Origin of the sequence: Mucilaginibacter aquariorum, assembly GCF_024498135.1 — a bacterium.
GTDB lineage: Bacteria > Bacteroidota > Bacteroidia > Sphingobacteriales > Sphingobacteriaceae > Mucilaginibacter > Mucilaginibacter aquariorum.
In genome coordinates, this window is sequence record NZ_JANHOH010000014.1 from 1 (window position 1) to 20180 (window position 20180).

At 42.7% G+C, this 20180-nt stretch carries 14 protein-coding genes; 12 read left to right on the plus strand and 2 right to left on the minus strand.

Annotated features, from left to right (window positions below; genetic code table 11):
- Positions 1-233: 233 nt before the first annotated feature.
- The 8 genes from NPE20_RS25585 to NPE20_RS25620 all read left to right on the plus strand — a co-directional run bounded on the left by NPE20_RS25585 (position 234) and on the right by NPE20_RS25620 (position 13700).
- A complete protein-coding gene (locus tag NPE20_RS25585) occupies positions 234-959 on the plus strand; it encodes an ImuA family protein (protein ID WP_256541559.1) in 726 nt (241 codons plus the stop codon).
- Positions 960-962: 3 nt separating this feature from the next.
- The gene (locus tag NPE20_RS25590; protein WP_256541560.1) at positions 963-2459 is read left to right on the plus strand and encodes a Y-family DNA polymerase; all 1497 of its coding nucleotides are present in this window, start codon (positions 963-965) and stop codon (positions 2457-2459) included.
- A 2-nt stretch (positions 2460-2461) separates the two neighbouring features.
- Positions 2462-5674 carry an error-prone DNA polymerase gene (locus NPE20_RS25595; protein ID WP_256541561.1) on the plus strand — a complete coding sequence of 1071 codons (3213 nt, stop codon included), beginning with the start codon at positions 2462-2464 and terminating at the stop codon, positions 5672-5674.
- A 168-nt stretch (positions 5675-5842) separates the two neighbouring features.
- Positions 5843-6718 carry an alpha/beta fold hydrolase gene (locus NPE20_RS25600; protein ID WP_256541562.1) on the plus strand — a complete coding sequence of 292 codons (876 nt, stop codon included), beginning with the start codon at positions 5843-5845 and terminating at the stop codon, positions 6716-6718.
- Positions 6719-6762: 44 nt separating this feature from the next.
- Positions 6763-7332 carry a dihydrofolate reductase family protein gene (locus tag NPE20_RS25605; protein ID WP_256541563.1) on the plus strand — a complete coding sequence of 190 codons (570 nt, stop codon included), beginning with the start codon at positions 6763-6765 and terminating at the stop codon, positions 7330-7332.
- A 165-nt stretch (positions 7333-7497) separates the two neighbouring features.
- Positions 7498-11184 (plus strand): ABC transporter permease, encoded by a 3687-nt coding sequence (locus tag NPE20_RS25610; RefSeq protein WP_256541564.1) that lies wholly within the window; start codon positions 7498-7500, stop codon positions 11182-11184.
- A gap of 81 nt (positions 11185-11265) precedes the next feature.
- Entirely contained in the window at positions 11266-12117 is an 852-nt protein-coding gene (locus NPE20_RS25615; RefSeq protein WP_256541565.1) for an AraC family transcriptional regulator, read from the plus strand.
- Between the two features lie 41 nt (positions 12118-12158).
- The gene (locus NPE20_RS25620) at positions 12159-13700 is read left to right on the plus strand and encodes an FAD-dependent monooxygenase (RefSeq protein ID WP_256541566.1); all 1542 of its coding nucleotides are present in this window, start codon (positions 12159-12161) and stop codon (positions 13698-13700) included.
- A 58-nt stretch (positions 13701-13758) separates the two neighbouring features.
- Here the strand turns inward: NPE20_RS25620 and NPE20_RS25625 are convergent, their stop codons facing one another.
- Both NPE20_RS25625 and NPE20_RS25630 read right to left on the minus strand, forming a co-directional pair.
- Positions 13759-14649 (minus strand): helix-turn-helix domain-containing protein, encoded by an 891-nt coding sequence (locus tag NPE20_RS25625; RefSeq protein WP_256541567.1) that lies wholly within the window; start codon positions 14647-14649, stop codon positions 13759-13761.
- A gap of 76 nt (positions 14650-14725) precedes the next feature.
- Positions 14726-15544 (minus strand): SDR family NAD(P)-dependent oxidoreductase, encoded by an 819-nt coding sequence (locus NPE20_RS25630; protein WP_256541568.1) that lies wholly within the window; start codon positions 15542-15544, stop codon positions 14726-14728.
- A 213-nt stretch (positions 15545-15757) separates the two neighbouring features.
- Here NPE20_RS25630 and NPE20_RS25635 point away from each other — a divergent pair, with 213 nt between their 5' ends.
- The 4 genes from NPE20_RS25635 (at position 15758) to fucP (ending at position 20151) form a co-directional block, all read left to right on the plus strand.
- On the plus strand, positions 15758-16141 hold the full coding sequence (locus NPE20_RS25635) for a ribosomal maturation YjgA family protein (protein WP_256541569.1): 384 nt from the start codon (positions 15758-15760) through the stop codon (positions 16139-16141).
- Positions 16138-16899: an oxygenase MpaB family protein gene (locus tag NPE20_RS25640; protein WP_256541570.1), complete on the plus strand. Its 762-nt coding sequence runs from the start codon at positions 16138-16140 to the stop codon at positions 16897-16899. Before NPE20_RS25635 ends, NPE20_RS25640 begins: the two co-directional genes overlap by 4 nt.
- 226 nt (positions 16900-17125) lie before the next feature.
- Positions 17126-18715: a ribosomal protection-like ABC-F family protein gene (abc-f, locus tag NPE20_RS25645; RefSeq protein ID WP_256541571.1), complete on the plus strand. Its 1590-nt coding sequence runs from the start codon at positions 17126-17128 to the stop codon at positions 18713-18715.
- 149 nt (positions 18716-18864) lie between these two features.
- Positions 18865-20151, plus strand: coding sequence for an L-fucose:H+ symporter permease (fucP, locus tag NPE20_RS25650; protein WP_256541572.1), 1287 nt, complete (start codon positions 18865-18867; stop codon positions 20149-20151).
- Positions 20152-20180 lie beyond the last annotated feature (29 nt).

Genomic DNA, 20180 nt, shown 5'->3' on the forward strand with positions numbered 1-20180 from the left:
AGGCCTCAGCTTTAAACTATCTAACACCAAACACTATTCACCAACAAAAAATCCTTGCCAGTATTACCTGACAAGGACTATATTTATTCTTTAATTATTGTCAACTTATTTCAGGACAACTCACTCTTACAAGATTCTAATTCATCATCAAAACAAAAGTGAAAAATAAATTGTAATTATTGATATGAATTGCTAAAAATATTAGCATAGATTTGTATTGATAATTATTTGTTATGCCCGATGCTAAAAGAGAGTTGATTAACCGTTTGCAGAAAAATATTCTGCAATGGGAGGGTTATAAGCCGCCTTCGCTTGGCGAAAGAAAAATATTCGGTTTAAATACTATTGAGGCAAACTTTCCAAATGGGGTATTTCCAATGCGTGCAGTACATGAAATGGTTTGTGATAATACGGAACAGGCTACTGCTTCAAGTGGTTTTATAAGCGGGCTGCTATCAGTATTAATGCAGAACGGCGGGGCATGTTTATGGATCAGCTTATCCGGGAATATATATCCAATAGCCTTAAAATCATTTGAGGTTGAGCCTGACCGGATAATTTTTATACATCTCAATAAAGATAAAGATGTGTTATGGGTGATGGAAGAAGCCTTGAAATGTACCGGATTAATAGCTGTTGTAGGTGAATTGTCTGAGGTTGATTTTAAACAATCGAGACGTTTACAACTGGCGGTAGAACAAAGCGGTGTAACTGGTTTTATTCTTCGTAACAGGTCTGATAAAATGGGTTCAACGGCTTGTGCTGCACGTTGGCAGATCAAACCTTTAGCAAGTGAACCAATAGATGGGTTGCCGGGATTAGGTTTTCCCCGCTGGCAGGTTGAACTGTTACGTGTACGTAATGGCAAGCCGGGGAATTGGGTTGTTGAATGGTCGGATGGTGGGTTTACACCAATTGAGGAAAAACTATTAGAACATCAGATACAAAAAGTAGGATGAGCCATGCAAAAGCGTTACATGGTAATATGGTTTCGTCATTTGGCGACGGATTGGCTGACGCTTCGCAAGCCGGAGATGAAGGATGTGCCTTTTGCTTTTATTGCTACCGAACGTAACCGTATTATAATTACTGCTGCTAACCCTATAGCAGAAGCCCGGGGTGTATACCGGGGAATGACAGCGGCTGATGCCAAAGCTATTACCACCAATTTGCAAGTTGTGGATCACTTACCGGGTAAGGAAGCTAAATTATTAAGGCAATTAGGCTTATGGTGTATTAGATATACGCCGATTGTAGCTGTTGATCTGCCTGATAGTTTAATTTTGGATATATCCGGTTGTGCACATTTATGGAGTAGTGAACGTGGCTACTTAAAAGAGATAGTTAATAAATTAAGGTCATCAGGTTATGATGCAAGGGCTGCCATAGCTGATACCATAGGCGCTGCCTGGGCTAACAGCCATTATGGAAAAACAACACCTATTATTGCGAGCGGCACACAGGCAAATGCATTGCTTAACTTGCCTCCTATAGCTTTGCGGTTAGAAGGTAATGTACTGCAAAAGCTACAAAAATTGGGTTTGGTCACCATCAAAAGCTTTATGCAAATGCCACGGACTGTATTGCGAAGGCGATTTGGTGAGGGCTTCTTATTAAGGTTGGCGCAGGCTTTGGGGGTTGAAGACGAGCACCTTACTCCGCTCGTTCCGCCAGTACCTTATACTGAACGATTGCCTTGCCTTGAACCCGTCAGAACAGTTAAAGCTATTGAGATAGCCATCTCAAAATTATTGGAAGGGTTGTGTACGCGGTTGCAGTCGGAAGGTAAAGGAGTTAGAAAAGCAATACTTAAATGTTATCGTATTGATGGCAAAATGGTGCAGGGAAAGATCAGTACTAATCGCGGCTCGCATAGTGTTTCGCACTTGTTTAAACTTTTTGAGTTACAGATAAGTAAAATAGAACCTGCGTTAGGTATTGAGCTATTCCTTTTGGAAGCATCTAAGGTAGAAGATATTGATCTTGTACAGGAAAAATTATGGGCTGGTAAGCCCGGCTTACAAGATAATGCTTTGGCAGAGTTGTTAGATAAGTTAGCCGGTAAAATTGGGGGTAAAGCTATATATCGCTATTTACCTTCAGAACATTACTGGCCCGAGCGTTCAGTTAAGCAAACCTCATCTCTATCCGATGTTCCGACAACCAGATGGCGAACCGACAGACCACGACCGTTACGCTTATTGCAACGCCCCGAACCTGTTGAAGTAATGGCGTTGTTACCGGATTATCCACCAAAAGTTTTTACCTATAAAGGCAAGCGGCATGTAGTTGAGAAAGCAGATGGCCCCGAACGTATAGAGCGCGAGTGGTGGCAGGACAAAGGCCTGCACCGGGATTATTACGCAGTTGAGGATGCGGATGGACAACGTTATTGGCTGTTCAGGTCGGGGCATTATGATAATGAACCGCAATGGTACTTACACGGATTTTTTGCATAGCCATGAGATACGCTGAATTACAAACCACATCAAATTTTAGTTTTTTGCGCGGCGGGTCGCATCCTGAAGAATTGGTTGAACAAGCTGCTGCTTACGGATATGATGCCATTGCCATAGCCGACCGGAATAGCCTCGCCGGTATTGTTCGTGCACATATAGCAGCTAAAAAGTTAAACTTTAAATTTATTCCTGCTTGTAGGCTTGATTTGTTAGACGGGCCAAGCTTGCTTGCGTACCCAACTAACCGGGATGCTTACGGCAGGCTTTCGGCTTTATTAACAGTTGGTAATTTACGGGCCGAAAAAGGAGAGTGCCATTTGTATAAAGCTGATGTTTATGCACACAACGCAGGCATTAAATTTATCATCGTTCCACCTGATGAATTGAACACAAGGTTTGATTATGACGATGAGTTTAAAAATAATGTAAAGGAATATCATGCTGAACTTGGCCTATCATTATATATAGCAGCAACCCGCTCATATAGCGGTGATGATGCCAAACGATTAGCCCGTTTGTCAAAATTAGGCGTGCCTATGGTAGCTGTAGGTGATGTGCATTATCATGAATTAGCCCGGCGCGAGTTACAGGATATTTTAACCTGTATCCGGGAAAAATGTACTATACATACGGCAGGTTTTAAGCTGCATGCCAATGCAGAGCGGTTTATCAAACCGGTAGATGAAATATATCGCCTGTTCCGGCAATATCCTGAAGCTATTGAAAACGCCCTGATGATTGCAGATGCCTGTCAATTTTCGTTAGATACATTAAAATATATTGAGCCCGAAGAAAAGATAATTGATGGCCTTACACCGCAGGAACGCCTTACTAAATATACCTGGGCTGGCGCACATGAGCGTTATGGTGAGAAGATACCAAAAAAGGTAGCTAACCAGATCGTGTTTGAGTTGGCCTTTATTGAAAAGCGTAAATTGGCACCCTATTTTTTGCGGGTATACAAGTATACTCAAAAAGCCGAAGAGTTAGGCATTCTGCATCAGGGGCGTGGTTCAGCAGCTAACTCAACCGTTTGTTATTGTTTATCCATTACAGCGGTCGACCCTATGAAATCACGGCTATTGTTTTCACGCTTTATGTCGGATGCGCGGGAAGAGTGGCCGGATATTGATGTGGATTTTGAACATGAACGGCGCGAGGAGATCATCCAGTATATTTATGAGGACTATGGCCGGGAACACGCCGCTATTGTGGCTACTGTAACACAGGAACGGCACAGGGGAGCTATCCGTGATGCTGGTAAAGCAATGGGTTTATCAGAAGATACCATTAAACGTGTAGGTGCTACCATTTGGGATTTTAGTGAAGAAGGCTTTGATGAAAAAAGGTTGCGCGAACAAGGGCTAAACCCGCATGATCCGCTAATTCATAAAGTGTTGCATTTAACTACGCAACTAATGGGTTTCCCGCGGCAATTGGGGCAACATACAGGCGGGTTTGTGATTACTGATAATAAGCTATCAGATCTTTGCCCGGTAATGAATGCCCGCATGGAAAACCGAACCCAACTGGAGTGGAACAAGGATGATTTGGAAGCATTGGGAATTTTGAAAGTGGATGTTTTGGGCTTGGGGATGCTTACCATGATCCGTAAAGCGTTTGATATGGTAAAGCAGCATTATGATAAAACATTAACCTTAGCTAACGTACCACAGGATGATGAAAAAGTATATGAAATGATTTGCCATGCAGATACCATTGGCGTTTTTCAAATAGAAAGCCGGGCGCAAATGTCCATGCTGCCACGCTTAAAACCACAATGCTTTTATGATCTGGTGATTGAAGTAGCCATTGTTCGCCCCGGCCCAATTCAGGGTGACATGGTGCATCCTTATTTGCGCAGACGAAATGGTGAAGAACTCCCGGAATACCCCAAACCGGAGTTGGAAGAGATATTAAGCCGTACAATGGGTGTGCCGTTATTCCAGGAGCAAGCAATGGAAATAGCGATTGTTGCCGGGGGATTTACACCCGCAGAGGCTGATGAATTAAGGCGGAGTATGGCCAGTTTTAAGGCTAATGGCAAATTAGGCTTGTATGAAAAAAAGCTGGTTGATGGCATGATGGAACGGGGATATGAGGAGGATTTTGCCAGGCGGATATTTAAACAGTTACAAGGTTTTGAAGGCTATGGTTTCCCGGAAAGCCATGCGGCATCATTCGCTTTATTGGTATACATTTCATCATGGCTAAAATACTACTATCCTGATGTATTTTGCGCGGCATTGCTCAATAGCCAGCCCATGGGTTTTTATCAACCGGCACAAATAGTACGCGATGCCATAGATCATCAGGTTAAAGTTTTACCAGTAGATGTAAACTATTCTTTTTGGGATAATACACTCGAACAGAAAGACGGGGAATACTATACCGTACGATTAGGTTTCCGGCAAATCAAAAGCTTGCGTGAAGACGATATGCAATTACTGATTGATGGGCGCACACCTTTATACACTCATATTAATCAATTATGCAGCGCAGGTATTTCTGAAGCGGCTTTGGAGACACTGGCTGATGCAGACGCTTTTCATTCATTAGGTTTAGATCGCCGTAAAGCTTTATGGGAAGTATCAGCTTTAGGAGATAGGCCAATGGCTCTCTTTGAAAGTACGCCATCAGAAAGTGTTAAAGAGGTGCAGATACAGTTACCGTTGATGACCGAAGGTGAACATGTGGTACAGGATTATTCATCAACCGGGTTGTCGCTAAAAAATCATCCGGTCGCTTTGGTTCGTGAAAAGCTGGCTTTGCTGCACAATACTAAAATTGCTGACTTGAAAAAAATGCAAGACGGCGACCCTGTAAGAGTAACAGGTTTAATAACCGTTCGACAACGCCCGGGCACGGCTAAAGGCGTATTGTTTATGACCCTTGAAGATGAGACGGGCGCAGCCAATATTGTAGTTTGGCAGAACTTGTTTGATTACTATCGTAAAGAGATCATCCAGTCCCGTTTATTTATGGTGCAGGGCAAATTACAGATCGAAGGTGAAGTAATCCATGTGGTGGCTAATAAATGTTTTAACCTCAATAGCCTGCTACGTGGATTAACACAAATAAATGAAGACAACCTGCCGCTTTTAACATTGGCACGAGCAGATGAAACTACAAAGCCACATCATGGAGGTAACAAAGGCGAACAACAAGCAGGTACACAGGAAGAGGTCTTTTATAAGGGAAGAAATTTTAGGTAATCAGCATATATACTTGTTTTCCCCTTTTTTATGCCTTATAACTCCTCGTCAATTTATGTGTCGTAATCCACCCCCAAAATGTCGTTTTTACACAGCATATAATCTTTATATTCATTCGTTCTTTGTATTGTCAATAAAATAAAATCAAAACAATTTAAATAACGCATTATGAAAAGAGCAATTAAAGCATTTAATACCCTCAAACCGGTACTATTGATCGCTATTCTATTTTTTACAGTGTTTCAATCTAATGGCCAGCAGCTTAAGCCAGCAGCCAGTGGCTATGCACCTGTTAACGGCACTAAAGTTTATTACGAGGTATATGGCGAGGGTAAGCCCCTTGTTTTACTACATGGTGCATTTTATACCATTGAAATGAATTGGGGACAATTAATACCCGAGTTGTCAAAAACAAGAAAGGTAATTGCTCTTGAATTGCAGGGACATGGGCACACCCCGTATTCGGACAGGAAATTAGATATTGCTACGCTGGCAAGTGATGTGGAAGGGGTAATGAATTTTTTAAAAATTGATAGTGCTGATGTTGCAGGATACAGTATGGGTGGTTCCATAGCTTACCAGTTGGCAGTAAAAAGCCCTAAACGGGTTAGAAAATTAGTGATCATTTCTTCTACCTATAAAACCGATGGCTGGCTGCCCGCTATAAATAATGGGTTTAAAGGTTTTAAGCCCGAATTTTTTAACAATACTCCTATAAAAGCGGCATATGATGCAGTAGCACCCGACAAAACAAATTGGACAAAGTTTATTGAACAAATGATTGTTTTTGCCGGGGTGCCCTTTAACGTGGGTGACGCCAATATCGCGAAAATTACTTCGCCGGTATTGCTTATATCAGGCGATAATGATGGCCTGGACAAAGTGGAGTTGATGAAAACGTACCAATTACTGGGAGGTGGCGTATCTGCTGATTTAGGGCCGATGCCAAAATCACATTTAGCCATTGTTCCGGCACAAGGGCATGTGAGCTTAATGCAGCAAACGAAAACTATATCAGAATTTTTGAATGGGTTTTTACAATAACAAAATCGTACGGGGTATTCAATAGATAAACTAATTATAAACAAATGAGAAAGATCAGAATTTTTGAACATATCTCGCTGGATGGCGTGATAGAACACGACGGAGACTACACTTATGGCGCATGGACAATGCCCTATAGAAGCCCTGCCGGGGCGGCAATGCTCTTTGAGGCATACGGGCCAAACTTCGACCTGCTGCTTGGCCGCCACACCTACGATATATTTAGTGGTTTTTGGCCTAATGCCGGAGATTTCCCAATGGCAAATGCAATAAACGCTGCAACAAAGTACATTGTAACCCACAAGCCCGACAGTTTGGAATGGGGTCCGGTAAAGGGTTTGAGCGGGGACGTTATTGAGGCGATCCGCGAGCTGAAGTCAACAGATGGCCCCGACCTGATCGTGGTGGGAAGTTCGACGCTAACGTCTCTGTTGCTTGACCAGGGGCTGGCTGACGAGGTTGTGCTCATCACTTATCCGGTTTTACTTGGCCGGGGTAAACGCTTATTGTCGGACAGTATTGACGCCCGGGAGCTTGCTTTTGTTGACTCGAAGGCCACGGCCACGGGTTTGCTCCTCAACACTTATAGACACGTTGGGCCGCTGAAGTCCTGATATGAGCGGAGTGCGAACGTTATCCTACCTGCTACGAAGCCTTCAGCGAGAGTTGGGGGCTTTTCTTTTTTATCATGCAATGCCAACAAAGCCCGGGCGATCTGATGATATATATTTCAACCAATATATTGTAAATTTGAAACAGCGTTAGGCTATCTAAATTACTTGAATCCATATACATTTCATATCGACCTGTATGACCTGGCCTTCCTGGGGATGATATTTATTGGGCTGACTTTTGCCTTGCTGTTATGGTTCACCCCAAAAACCAACCGGCTTGCCAATCGGTTTCTTGCCCTGGCTATCTGCACCGTCATTTTTTGGATGACCTGGGTTTTATGCATTGACATCCGGCTGGGCATATACTTTCCCCGATGGAGCTGGCTGCCACTGCAATTTTCGCTGGCGCTTGGCCCACTCATTTTCTTTTATGTACTTAAAATAACCCGGCCGGAGTATAAATTCCGGTCTAAGGATCTGCTGCATTTTAGTCCGCTGCTGCTGGAATTGGGTGCCCGGGCATTAGAAGTTAGGGAGAGCGTAAAAACCGGTGCAGTTACTTATAACACACCAATCTTTCATCAGCTAAACCCGGTATTGCAATTGCTGGCGTTTGTTTCGGTCCTAATTTACCTTTACCTATCTCACAGGCAGGTAGAACGCTTTTACCAACAGCAAAAATTTAACGGGGGCGACCGGTACCGGCACGAGTTGCGCTGGCTGCATAAATTAATTATGGGTTTAGGCTTGTTATGGCTGTTGTGGATACCTTTTACAGCTGTAGATTATTTTTATTATCATAACCAATTAGGTGTTCGTGCTTATTATCCTTTATACCTCCTTTTCGCCGTAATGGCCATCTGGATGGCGGTTGTGGCCTTTTTAAAACAGGAGACCGGCGTGTTGGTCGAATTCCCTTCATTTTTAAAGCCGCCCCTCCCTGCAGAAATGAAGGAACGGGGTATATGGCTGAAAAAAACCGTGAAAGCAGGTTTATATTATCAGGACCCGGAACTAAGCTTAAGCTCACTTGCCGAAAAGCTTGAGTTGGGTCCTCATGAATTATCCCGGATCATCAATACTGTGCTTAAAAAAAGCTTCAATGATTTCATTGGTGAGTATCGGGTTGCGGATGTAGTTCAGAAAATGCAGAATCCTGCTTATGACCACATCACTCTGCTGGGCATTGCATTTGAATCGGGGTTCAATTCTAAAACCACCTTTAACCGAACTTTTAAACAAATAACCGGGAAAAGCCCGGTGGAATATAAGAACGAACTGAAAAAAGAGCGCCCATCTTATAATTTGGGGCGTAACCCCCGGTTTGCGACGGTAATTTCGTTTCAGGAAGCCACCCTTAAGTGGTCTCATCAGAAATTAAACCGCAACTTTATGGTTAAAAATTATTTTAAGATCGCCTGGCGAAACCTGACGCGTAATAAGAGCTATGCCGCTATTAATGTTACCGGCCTGGCTGTTGGTATTGCCGTTTGTATGGTGATATTTATCATTATACAATTTCAAACAAGCTTTGAGAATTTTCACTCCAGAAAAGATCGCATCTATCGTGTGTTAACCGAATATCATCATGCAGAGTCCGGAGAGATTTCTTATGCGAAAAATGTTCCCTTTCCAATGCCCGTAGGATTGAAAACAGCCTTTCCTGAAATAGAACAAATAGCCCCAGTATATGCGAGCCACAATGACGAGCTGCAAGTACTTGATGATAACGGAAACCCTATAAAAAATTTTAAAGAGCAGAGCGGTGTATTTTATACGTCGCCTTCATTCTTCAAAATGTTTAATTTCCCGCTACTGGAAGGTTCGTATGCTTCATTAAAAGATCCTGACAATGTATTGCTCACAAAAGAGATCGCTGAAAAATATTTCGGAGACTGGAAAACAGCAATGGGTAAAACCATCAATATAACAGGATATTATAGTATCGGTGCGGGGTTATTTCAATTCCCGCCAAGGGCGCTGAAGGTTTCAGGCATTCTCGCAACCATACCTGCAAATACAGATTTTCAGCTAAAATTGGTGGTGGCCTATGGAACAGATTTTACAGGAGATAAACAATACGGATTTCAGCAGCCTGGTTTGAATGGAACAGCTCCTGATTTTGGTTGTTATGTTTTGTTGCCGCCAAATGTTTCTGCCGACCATTTTAATCAGCAACTAAGAGCATACACACGAAAGGTGGCACCAGCCGGCAATAAGGATAGCCACATTATACAACCTATAACCGAGGTGCATTATGACACACAAACAGGTAATTACAGCAACAAAACAATTAGTCGTGAACTGCTCAATGTATTGTGGCTGATCTCAGCATTCATCCTGTTAATTGGCTGTGTAAATTTCGTCAATTTATCCACGGCGCAGGCCGTTAATCGTGCAAAAGAGGTTGGCGTAAGAAAAGTTTTGGGAAGCAGTAAGTCTCAATTACAGATCCAATTCATCCTTGAAACAATTTTAATAGTTACAGGTGCGGTACTGCTTGCAACAGTTATAACAATATTTGCATTGCCTTATGTAAATAAGCTGTTAGAACTTTCGCTTTCATTCAACCTATTTAGCAACCCGGCAATTATTGTATTTCTTTTGGCGGTAACAATTGTGGTATCCGCACTCGCTGGGTTTTATCCTGCTCTTATTTTATCACGTTTTAATCCTGTTAACGCTTTAAAAAGTAAGATAACGGTAAATACGACCAACGGATTTTCATTGAGGAGGGGGTTGGTAGTGTTTCAATTTATTATTGCGCAGGCGCTCATTATCGGAACACTCATCATTATACAACAGATGAATTATTTTATGAATCGACCGCTGGGGTTTGATAAAGATGCGATTGTAAATGTTGCCTACCGCCCAGACAGCACCGGCGCAAAGCTGACGGATTACTTAAAGCAGCAGTTATTATTAAACGGTGTGCGAGCAGTGAGCTTCAATTCTAACTCACCGATAGAAGATAATGATAATATGTTTACCACATTTAAATTTGATAATGCGATAAAGAATGCGGATTTCCAGGCGATCACCAAGTTTGCCGACAATGACTATGTGCCGACTTATAAATTGAAACTGGTAGCCGGAAGAAATTTGCAAGCTTCCGGTTGGACAAGAGAGTTTTTGGTGAATGAATCATTCGTGAAAAGTTTAGGGCTTAAAAAGCCGGAAGATATATTGAACAAAGAAATAAGCATGATGGATGGTTTGATAAAATGCCCCGTTGTTGGTGTTGTGAAAGATTTTAATGACAGATCTTTGCGGAATAATCTGGCACCATTACTTATTGCCACAAACAGCACCATGTACCGTCAGGCTTCCATAAAACTTGCGACCACAAATATTGCTTCCACTATGCAGTTCGTTAAGAAAATTTGGGAGCAAACATTCCCCGATTATGTTTATGAATACAGGTTTCTCGACGATAAAATCGCAAACTTTTACAAGCAGGAAAATCAGTTAGCAGCTTTGTATAAAATATTTGCAGCTATCGCGATATTCCTTAGCTGCCTTGGGTTGTATGGTTTAGCCTCATTTATGGCAGTACAGCGAATAAAAGAAGTTGGTATCCGTAAAGTACTGGGAGCCACTGCAGGCAATATCGTTTACTTGTTTTCGAAAGAATTTATAATACTTATTGCAATTGCCTTTGCTATTGCTACACCCATTGCATGGTATTATATGCACCAATGGTTGCAAGCTTATGCTTATCGCATCAACATCAGTTGGTGGTTATTTGCCGTGGGCGGGATTGTGGCAATAATTATTGCACTTGTAACCATAAGTTTCCAGGCAATAAAGGCGGCAATAGCAAACCCGGTGAAGAGTTTGCGAAGTGAATAGCGGTTTGCTGCGGTAGTAACATGCGATTTGGGATTCAGGAGCGCGGGCTTTTTTGTAGCTTTAAATTTTACCGGCAATAACATGAGTGTACCAAAAGCTATCCATCCACCAAAAATGCAGCACCAGGAATTTGAACCTCCTGAAGAGCTACGGGATACCATAAAGTGCTTTTGGCATAACATAAGAGACGCCGGCACGTTACAGCCAAGCTTTGAGGTACAACCAGATGGCTATGCCGAAATTATTTTTTATTTCGGAGGCACCCTTAGCATTTCTGGTAATGGGGGCTTGCTGCCATTGCCATCACCGTTTATGATTGGGCTGCTCAATCAGCCCGTTGTTTTTTACACAAAAAATAGGTTAGAGATCATTGGTATCAGATGTTTTCCCTGGACTGTGTTCGATTTGCTCGGATTGCCATCCGGTAAAGATGAGGTTCGCATATTTGAGCATCCTATCGCCCAACTTCAATCCACATTGGATAAGTGTATTCGTGCCGGCAGGGTAGATGAAGCGCTGGCCCAGGCAAAACAGTACTTCCTGACCGAAAGGTTGGGGATTGCCACCAGCAATATGCTATTTAAAGCGGGAGCTGCCATGAGGCAAGCAAATGGCACGATGCCGGTAAGCCGGGTAGCAGCGGCGGCCCATGCCACGGTGCGTACACTGGAAAGAAACTTCAAACAATCTTCCGGCTATACGGTAAAAGATGTCTCTGCTTTAATACGTTTTGAGCAGGTGCGGAACCGATTATGGCATTACCCGGATGCCCACCTTGCCGCTTTGGCGCATGAGTTAGGCTATGCGGATCAATCCCACTTAAGCAGGGAATTTAAACGCTACAGCGGCACTACGCCAGCTGCATTCGCGCGAAAAGCAAAGAAAGATAAACCAATTTTAAGCAGTGATTTTGTCGCGTTTATACAATCCTAAGGAACGGGCATTTCGGAATTTTGTGCTTTCAATCATTCTATATGAAAGCTACACTTAAAAGCAATACATCCATACAAGATCATTCAATTTACGATGTCATTATCTCCGGCGCCGGGCCTGTAGGCCTGTTTCTTGCCTGCGAACTGGCCCTGGCAAAATGTTCAGTCCTGATACTGGAAAAGGCAGAGGATCCACATTCGCCATTAAAGCAACTTCCTTTCGGGGTGCGGGGGCTCTCGGCGCCAACTATTGAGGCGCTATATCGTCGTGGGTTACTAAAAAAACTGGAAGTGCATAAACGCCTTAAAAACCCGCACCAAAATGCCGGCCAGGGCGTGCGCCGCCAGGTTGGACATTTCGCAGGAATTCCATTTCATGAGGGCGATATTGACACTTCACAATGGAAGTACCGCCTGCCAAGCTCAACTGAAACCAGTTTAATATCTGAAATGGCGGAGCTTGAAACGGTGCTGGCCAATCGCGCTGAAGTTCTGGGCGTGGAGATCAGACGCGGACATGCCATTAACGGTTTTCATCAAACCGTAGGTGAGGTAACTGTACAGGCTGGGAACCAATTTTTCAAGAGTAAATGGCTGGTGGGTTGCGATGGAAGCCGGAGCGTTGTTCGTAAAGCGGGCGGTTTTGAGTTTGCCGGTACCGAGCCAGAATTTACGGGTTACTCCACATTGCTTGATCTAACCGATCCGGAGAAGCTTAGTCCGGGCCGAAATGTGACATCAAGAGGTATGTATATGCAATCCCGACCGGGTTACGTATTACTACAGGATTTTGATGGCGGGGTATTTCATCATTCAAAAAAGCCGATCACACTGGAGCATGTACAGGAGGTGTTACGCCGCATCTCAAACACCGATGTTACGATCAGTGCGCTGCATATTGCAACCACCTGGACTGACCGGGCACGGCAGGCCACAACCTATCGTAACGGCCGGGTACTTTTAGCTGGCGATGCTGCCCACATTCACTCGCCATTGGGCGGCCAGGGACTTAACCTTGGTCTTGGCGATGCCATGAACCTTGGCTGGAAACTCGCCGCGACCATCCAGAAAAAAGCTCCGGAAGACTTGTTAGACAGTTATTGCGCCGAGCGGCACCCAATTGGTGCACAGGTACTGGATTGGTCACGCGCCCAGGTTGCGATCATGAAACCAGAACCGGAAGCCCGCGCGCTGTATGCTATTGTCCGCGACCTGATGAACACGAGCGATGGCGCTACTTATTTTGCAGGAAAGGTGTGGGGCATTAATATCCATTACAATCTCGGTGGAGACCATTTTTTAGCAGGCCGCAGCGTTCCCGATTTTGAGTTTGAAGATGGTACAACAATTGGCGATTTAATGCACGATGGCCAGGGGATACTGCTTGATTTTGATAGAAATACTTCACTTAAAACTTTGTTGAATAAATATGGCGGCCAGATCAAGTATATTTCGAGCAGTGCAAAGGAACAATTGGGCTTGAGCGCTGTACTGATACGCCCTGACGGGATTATCGCGTGGGCTGCTGACAGTGACCCGGATCGCAGCGAACTCCAAAAAGCTGTCGTTCGCTGGTTTACTTAACTATGTGCCACATTTTTGAGATTTGAGCACAAAGTATTCCTGTTCGGGGCTTTTTATTTTAATTAAGCAGCTGTTTTTTAAAGAGGTTAGGGCTGATGCCGACCTCTTTTTTAAATAGCCGGGAGAAATAAGAAAGATTTTCGAACCCCAAAGCATAAGCGATCTCGGAAACGGACTTATCTTCGCCTATCAGCTTATTTTTGGCTTCAGATATCAAATAGATATGAATATGTTCCAGCGCTGTTTTTCCGCTTTCCTGCTTCAATACATCACTTAAATATCCTGCAGAAATATTCAGGCGCTCGGCAATATCATGAACGGAGGGCAATCCTTTAATGTCTAACATTCCATTTGCAACGTACCGGTTTATCTCATCATTAAATTTAGTAACCGTTTTACCAGAGATCTCTGTGCGGTTAAGAAACTGTCTTTTGTAAAAACGCTGGCTGTATTTCAGCATCGTATCCACATTGGCTAAAATAAGCTCGCGACTGTATTCATCCTGGTTATTGCGATACTCTGTTTCAATTTTGTGATACAATTCCCAGATCGTTTTTTCTTCACCGGGAGATAAGTGCAAGGCTTCGTTAGTTTCGTAATCGAAATAATGGTACTTTTTAATATCGTTATGTAAGGTATGCCCGCTTAAATAATCCTCGTGAATAAAGATCAGGAATCCATCTTCGTCCATTTCAAGGTTTTTCATTTCGATGATCTGTCGTGGTTTAAAGAACATCATTGATCCGCATTGATGATCGTATTTAGTACGGCCGTAGAGAATAACGCCCGAAATTAATTTTTTAAAGCCGATCATATAAAAGTCGCTGGTAAATTCCCGGTCGCCAATAGAGCAGGCATGGTTACACTGGTAAATACTGAATTGCGGATGCTCCGGTGGCGGAAAGCCATTATCTTTATGCAACTCAATCAAACTTTTATAATGCTTCATCTTCACGGGTAATTAATAAACCACAATTTACGCAATACGTATGTGCAAATTGTGGTTTAAGGTTTTAAATGATTTATTAATGACCGTGGGCGTCTGCAGATACCTCTTTCCATTCTTCAAACTCTGCCAGGCGCTCTGCATAAACCTGTTTAACCCACGGATAGGCTACCTTGCCCAATAAAAAATGCAACGGAGGGTTTTCGCTGTCTATTAACGCCAGTACCGCTTTGGCAGTACTTTCTGGTTTACCCCAGCTATCCGGGGTCGCGGCATCAAAAAATGCTTTTTTAACAGGGGCATACACTTCGTTAGCTTCTGTCTGGAAAGCGGATGCACCAGCCCAGTCTGTAGAGAAACCATTCGGCTCAATCAAACTTACGTTAATACCAAAGCTTTTTACTTCGGTAGCAAGTGTTTCACTTAAACCGTTAACCGCATATTTCGATGCATTATATAAGCCCAAGACCGGCAAACTTACCAATCCCAAAAAGCTTGATACCTGGATAATGTGCCCGCCCTTTTGTTCGCGCATAATAGGTACAATAGCTTGGGTTACCCAAAGCAAACCAAAAAAGTTAGTTTCCATTTGTGCGCGGGCCTGTGCTTCACTTGTTTCTTCAATAGCGCCAAATAAGCCAAAACCAGCATTGTTAATTAATACATCAATGCGGTCGAAGTGCTGTTTTACTTTATTTACTACTGCAAAGCAGGCATCGCGGTTATTCACATCCAATTGAATGGGCAAAACGGCATCACCATAAGCCTGCACCAGGTCATTTAAATCTTCTGTGTTTCTGGCGGTTGCCGCAACTTTATCGCCACGTTCTAAAAGTGCTTTAGCCCAGATCTTACCAAAGCCGCGTGAGGCGCCGGTTATTAAAATTATTTTTGACATGTTTTCTTTGTTAAATATTTATAACAAAGGTATCGGCACAACCCCACGCAGGTTTATACAAAACACGGAAGGATTAGCACATTTCCACGGTAGCGGGCATTTATTCCAATAACACGAAGTTTTTCTATGGGTTTATGCACTCAGTCATCCGAAGGTGTTAAATAATTTGCTTTGATGATTCTTTTATACTTACTTTGCAATTCAAAGTACTTTATGAAAAAGTCAATATTCAAGTTTAACAGGATCTATTTTTCGCTGGCGATGCTATTACTAATGGTGGAGACAATCATCGGGCTTTACATGCACGACGATTACATCCGCCCTTTTGGAGGCGATTTTTTAGTAGTGATATTGATATACTGCCTTATAAAAAGCGTTATACAATGTGATATGAATTATACCGCGTTAGGCGTGCTTTTATTCGCATACTTAATAGAATGGTGCCAGTGGCTTCATTTAATTAACATACTTGGCCTGCAGGGTTCGTTTACGGCGCGTATGCTACTGGGCACAAGCTTTGCATGGGCTGATATGCTAATGTACACCTTAGGGATATTGTTTGTTTGGTTAACGGAGAGGTTGGTGAGATGTATATGAAATATTTTGTTGATGAACATTCTATAGTGCGTAAGATTTGGGGCGAGGCCGATACCGTGCTTTTTATTTTCGCAGGGGCCGCTGCCGAATTCGCGCTTAATAAGGCGGTAGACTGGCTTTACTTTACCGGCAAACTGCCTGCAGACCCACTGGATAGACTGTTTTCGACCGTGACGTACGCACACAAGATCCTGTTTGCTACTTATGATAATGCCAACGCAGCTATTGACCAGATAACCGCTATCCACAAACAGGTAGAAACTTCACGGGGAAGCCAGATCCCCGATTGGGCTTACCGCGATGTTTTATTTATGCTGATAGATTATTCCATCAGGTCTTACGAGCTGCTTAAACGAAAATTAACCGTCGAAGAAAAAACAGAAGTGTATAATGTATTTTACAAGGTAGGGATGCGTATGGGCCTTAAAGATCTGCCTGCAGATTACGAAGGCTGGATAACGAGGCGGTTGGGGCATCTACAGCAAAATTTGGAGTTTGGAGCGTTAACCCACGATCTTTTCAAACAGTACCTTAAACACTTGGGCTACTTCAGATACTGGCTGATGAAAAATGTGCAGGCACTTGTTGTGCCGCCAGTGGTAAAAGATCTGCTTCACCTCAAAAGCACCAATGGTTTTAGTTGTGTTCTATCCGGTTATAAATCATCAGGCACCTTAAAAATTAACCATTTTTTGAGGGATGCTTTATTGCCGGCCGCGTATAGATCGAAAATACGGGCGCTTAATAAATTGGATTAAATGCTATGTACGTTCAATTAACAGGTTTTAAATGCCCAAGGATACCCAAAAGATTGAAAAGCATTGCTTGAAGATCATGGGTATCTTTGATATTACAGCATTTTTTTTTAACATTGCCCACGTAATCTAAAAAACACTATATGTAATAATAATTTCTTTCAGGAAAAATAAACGGAAACCTACCTGGTAGGCTACTGTAATTATTCACTCTTTAAAGGAAGAAATTATGCTTATTCTACAAGGTGTTACTTACGTACACCCCAACAGAGATTTATTGTTTGCTGATATAAATCTCGTCATAAACAAACACGATAAAGTTGCACTAATAGGTAATAACGGGGCAGGGAAATCCACGCTACTAAAACTATTATCCGGAAACTTATACCCTTCAATCGGACATGTAAAAGCAGGTTCGAAACCTTATTGCGTGCCGCAGATTTTTGGCCAGTTTAATGATCATAGTATTGCCAAAGCCTTGGGGGTTGAGGATAAGCTGATGGCGTTAAATGAAATTCTTGAAGGCAATGTAACCGACCGCAACATGACCGTGCTCGACGATGACTGGGCAATTGAAGAACGTTGCAAAGAGGCCCTCACGCATTGGAAACTTGATGAATTTGACCTCTCTCAAAAAATGGCAACCCTTAGCGGCGGACAAAAAACAAAAGTTTTTCTCGCCGGGATTATCATTCATCGCCCCGAAATAGTTTTATTGGATGAACCAAGCAACCATTTAGATACGCTTGGCAGGAGCATGCTGTATGATTACATAAAGGCCACTACCAATACTTTGGTGGTGGTAAGTCATGACAGAGCTTTATTAAATCTCCTTAATGCCGTTTATGAACTCGGTCCAAAGGGGATAACCGTGTACGGCGGTAATTACGATTTCTACGCCGAACAGAAAACGATTGAAAGTAATGCCTTGGATCAGGATCTGAAGAGTAAAGAAAAAGCCCTGCGTAAGGCAAAAGAAATTGAACGCGAGTCGTTAGAACGACAGCAAAAACTGGATGCCCGTGGCAAGAAGAAACAGGAAAAGGCAGGTGTGCCCACCATTTTTATGAACACACTTAGAAACAATGCCGAGAAAAGCACTTCGCGCGTAAAGGGCGTTCATGCCGAAAAGGTAGGCGCTATTTCGCAAGGGCTGAGTGAATTGCGCGCAACATTACCGGATATGGATAAGATGAAGATGGGTTTTGATAACTCGGTACTTCATAGGGGTAAAATATTGATCACTGCGAAAGATGTCAATTTTGGATACGATGACCAATTGCTTTGGAAGCAGGATTTGAGTTTTCAGATAACGAGCGGCGAACGTATTGCTATTAAAGGGGCAAATGGATCCGGCAAAACAACTTTAATAAAAATGATCCTGGGTGAACTTCAGCCCCGGGCAGGAACCATTGACAGGGCAGGTGTCAAAGCCATTTATATTGATCAGGACTATTCATTAATTGATAATAAGCTCAGTGTTTACGAACAGGCACAAGCGTATAATTCTGGCGCATTACAGGAACATGATATAAAGATCCGTTTAAACCGGTTTTTGTTTACCAAAGAATATTGGGATAAACCCTGTAGTGCGCTAAGCGGCGGAGAGAAGATGCGGTTGATGCTTTGCTCATTAACTATAAGCAACCAGGCTCCTGATATAATTGTATTAGACGAGCCTACAAATAACCTGGATATCCAAAATATAGAAATTTTAACAGCTGCCATCAATGAATATAAGGGCACGCTCCTGGTAATATCTCATGACGAATACTTTTTGAAACAGATAAACGTGGAACATTCAATGGCAATAGCATAAAGAGAAATAGCAGGAGGTTTTATGCTAATTATGTTGATCAATAATTACAATATTGCTTAATCATTAGCCAATAATGTAAAAGTATTGTTGAAAGGCATCTGTTTTCTTTGTGATACCAATCTTAACAAAGATTCAACGTCTCAGTATTCATGCCTAAGAATAAATACCTCTTCCCGATTGTATTGGTTACCTCGCTGTTTTTTTTATGGGCGTTTCTGCATAATATTAACCCAATATTAATACCACACTTAAAAAAAGCCTGTCATTTAAGCGATACGTTATCCGCATTTATTGATCTGTCGGTTTATCTGGCTTATTTTCTGGTAGCCATACCGGCGGGGCTTTTTATGCAGAAATATGGGTACAAAAAAGGCATTTTATTGGGCTTGGTATTTTATGCCGCGGGTGCATTTATGTTTATACCAGCAGCATCCGAACGTAGTTACGTGTTTTTCCTTTTCGCATTATTTATAATAGCTACTGGTTCAACTTTTTTAGAGGCTGTGGCCAATCCGTATATAGCTGTGCTGGGAGACAAAGAAACATCGGCACAAAGGCTCAACTTCGCGCAATCATTTAACGGTTTGGGCGCTTTTGTTGCACCCATACTTGGCGGGCGTTTTATACTGACAGGGATAGACCACTCTGCCGCCCAACTTAATAGCATGAGCCCCGCACAGGTAAATAGCTATCTGCAATCAGAAGCCGATACAGTGAAAATTCCATACCTCATCATTGGCAGCGTGGTAGTGTTACTTATCATCCTGTTTTTGATCACTAAGATCCCCGATGAAAAACCGGATGATAAAGTCGTCGACCTGCATTCGCCAGGTACCGGTTTTTCTGCCCGTGTATTGCGTCATTCGCATTTGCGCTGGTCGGTTGTTGCTCAATTTTTTTACGTTGGGGCACAGGTGGGTGTAGGTAGTTTCTTTATCCGCTATGCAAAATATGTAGCCGGTTTAAATGAAAAGGACGCCGCATTTTTATGGGGAGCCATCGCAATGGTTGGCTTTATGGCGGGGCGTTTTATCGGCACCTTTATTATGCGGTTTATATCCCCGGCAAAATTGTTGAGTGTTTACTCGGCAATTAGTATTGCTTTACTGCTCATAGCATTAAACACAACCGGCAGCATCGCTCTTTACGCGGTGATAGCAGTGCCGTTTTTTATGTCGATCATGTATCCAACCATATTTGCTTTGGGAATAAAAGGCCTTGGCGAAGAAACAAAGATGGCAGCTTCGTTTTTGGTAATGTCTATTATAGGCGGGGCTATGGCCCCCTTGTTAATGGGCCTTATATCAGACAAGACCGGAAGTATACAAATTGCTTATTTAGTGCCGTTATTATGCTTTTGCGTAGTGTTTTATTATGGTATAAAAGGGCATATAGTTAAAAAGAATAGTATAAACGTATTATCTGCCGTTATTTGATAGCGGCAATGAAGTAAACGGATTATGAT

Excerpts from the sequence above, each read along its gene's own strand:
- NPE20_RS25585 (WP_256541559.1), top strand. The coding sequence starts at position 234 with ATGCCCGATGCTAAAAGAGAGTTGATTAACCGTTTGCAGAAAAATATT.
- NPE20_RS25590 (WP_256541560.1), top strand. The coding sequence starts at position 963 with ATGCAAAAGCGTTACATGGTAATATGGTTTCGTCATTTGGCGACGGAT.
- NPE20_RS25595 (WP_256541561.1), top strand. The coding sequence starts at position 2,462 with ATGAGATACGCTGAATTACAAACCACATCAAATTTTAGTTTTTTGCGC.
- NPE20_RS25600 (WP_256541562.1), top strand. The coding sequence starts at position 5,843 with ATGAAAAGAGCAATTAAAGCATTTAATACCCTCAAACCGGTACTATTG.
- NPE20_RS25605 (WP_256541563.1), top strand. The coding sequence starts at position 6,763 with ATGAGAAAGATCAGAATTTTTGAACATATCTCGCTGGATGGCGTGATA.
- NPE20_RS25615 (WP_256541565.1), top strand. The coding sequence starts at position 11,266 with ATGAGTGTACCAAAAGCTATCCATCCACCAAAAATGCAGCACCAGGAA.
- NPE20_RS25620 (WP_256541566.1), top strand. The coding sequence starts at position 12,159 with ATGAAAGCTACACTTAAAAGCAATACATCCATACAAGATCATTCAATT.
- NPE20_RS25625 (WP_256541567.1), bottom strand. The coding sequence starts at position 14,649 with ATGAAGCATTATAAAAGTTTGATTGAGTTGCATAAAGATAATGGCTTT.
- NPE20_RS25630 (WP_256541568.1), bottom strand. The coding sequence starts at position 15,544 with ATGTCAAAAATAATTTTAATAACCGGCGCCTCACGCGGCTTTGGTAAG.
- NPE20_RS25635 (WP_256541569.1), top strand. The coding sequence starts at position 15,758 with ATGAAAAAGTCAATATTCAAGTTTAACAGGATCTATTTTTCGCTGGCG.
- NPE20_RS25640 (WP_256541570.1), top strand. The coding sequence starts at position 16,138 with ATGAAATATTTTGTTGATGAACATTCTATAGTGCGTAAGATTTGGGGC.
- abc-f (WP_256541571.1), top strand. The coding sequence starts at position 17,126 with ATGCTTATTCTACAAGGTGTTACTTACGTACACCCCAACAGAGATTTA.
- fucP (WP_256541572.1), top strand. The coding sequence starts at position 18,865 with ATGCCTAAGAATAAATACCTCTTCCCGATTGTATTGGTTACCTCGCTG.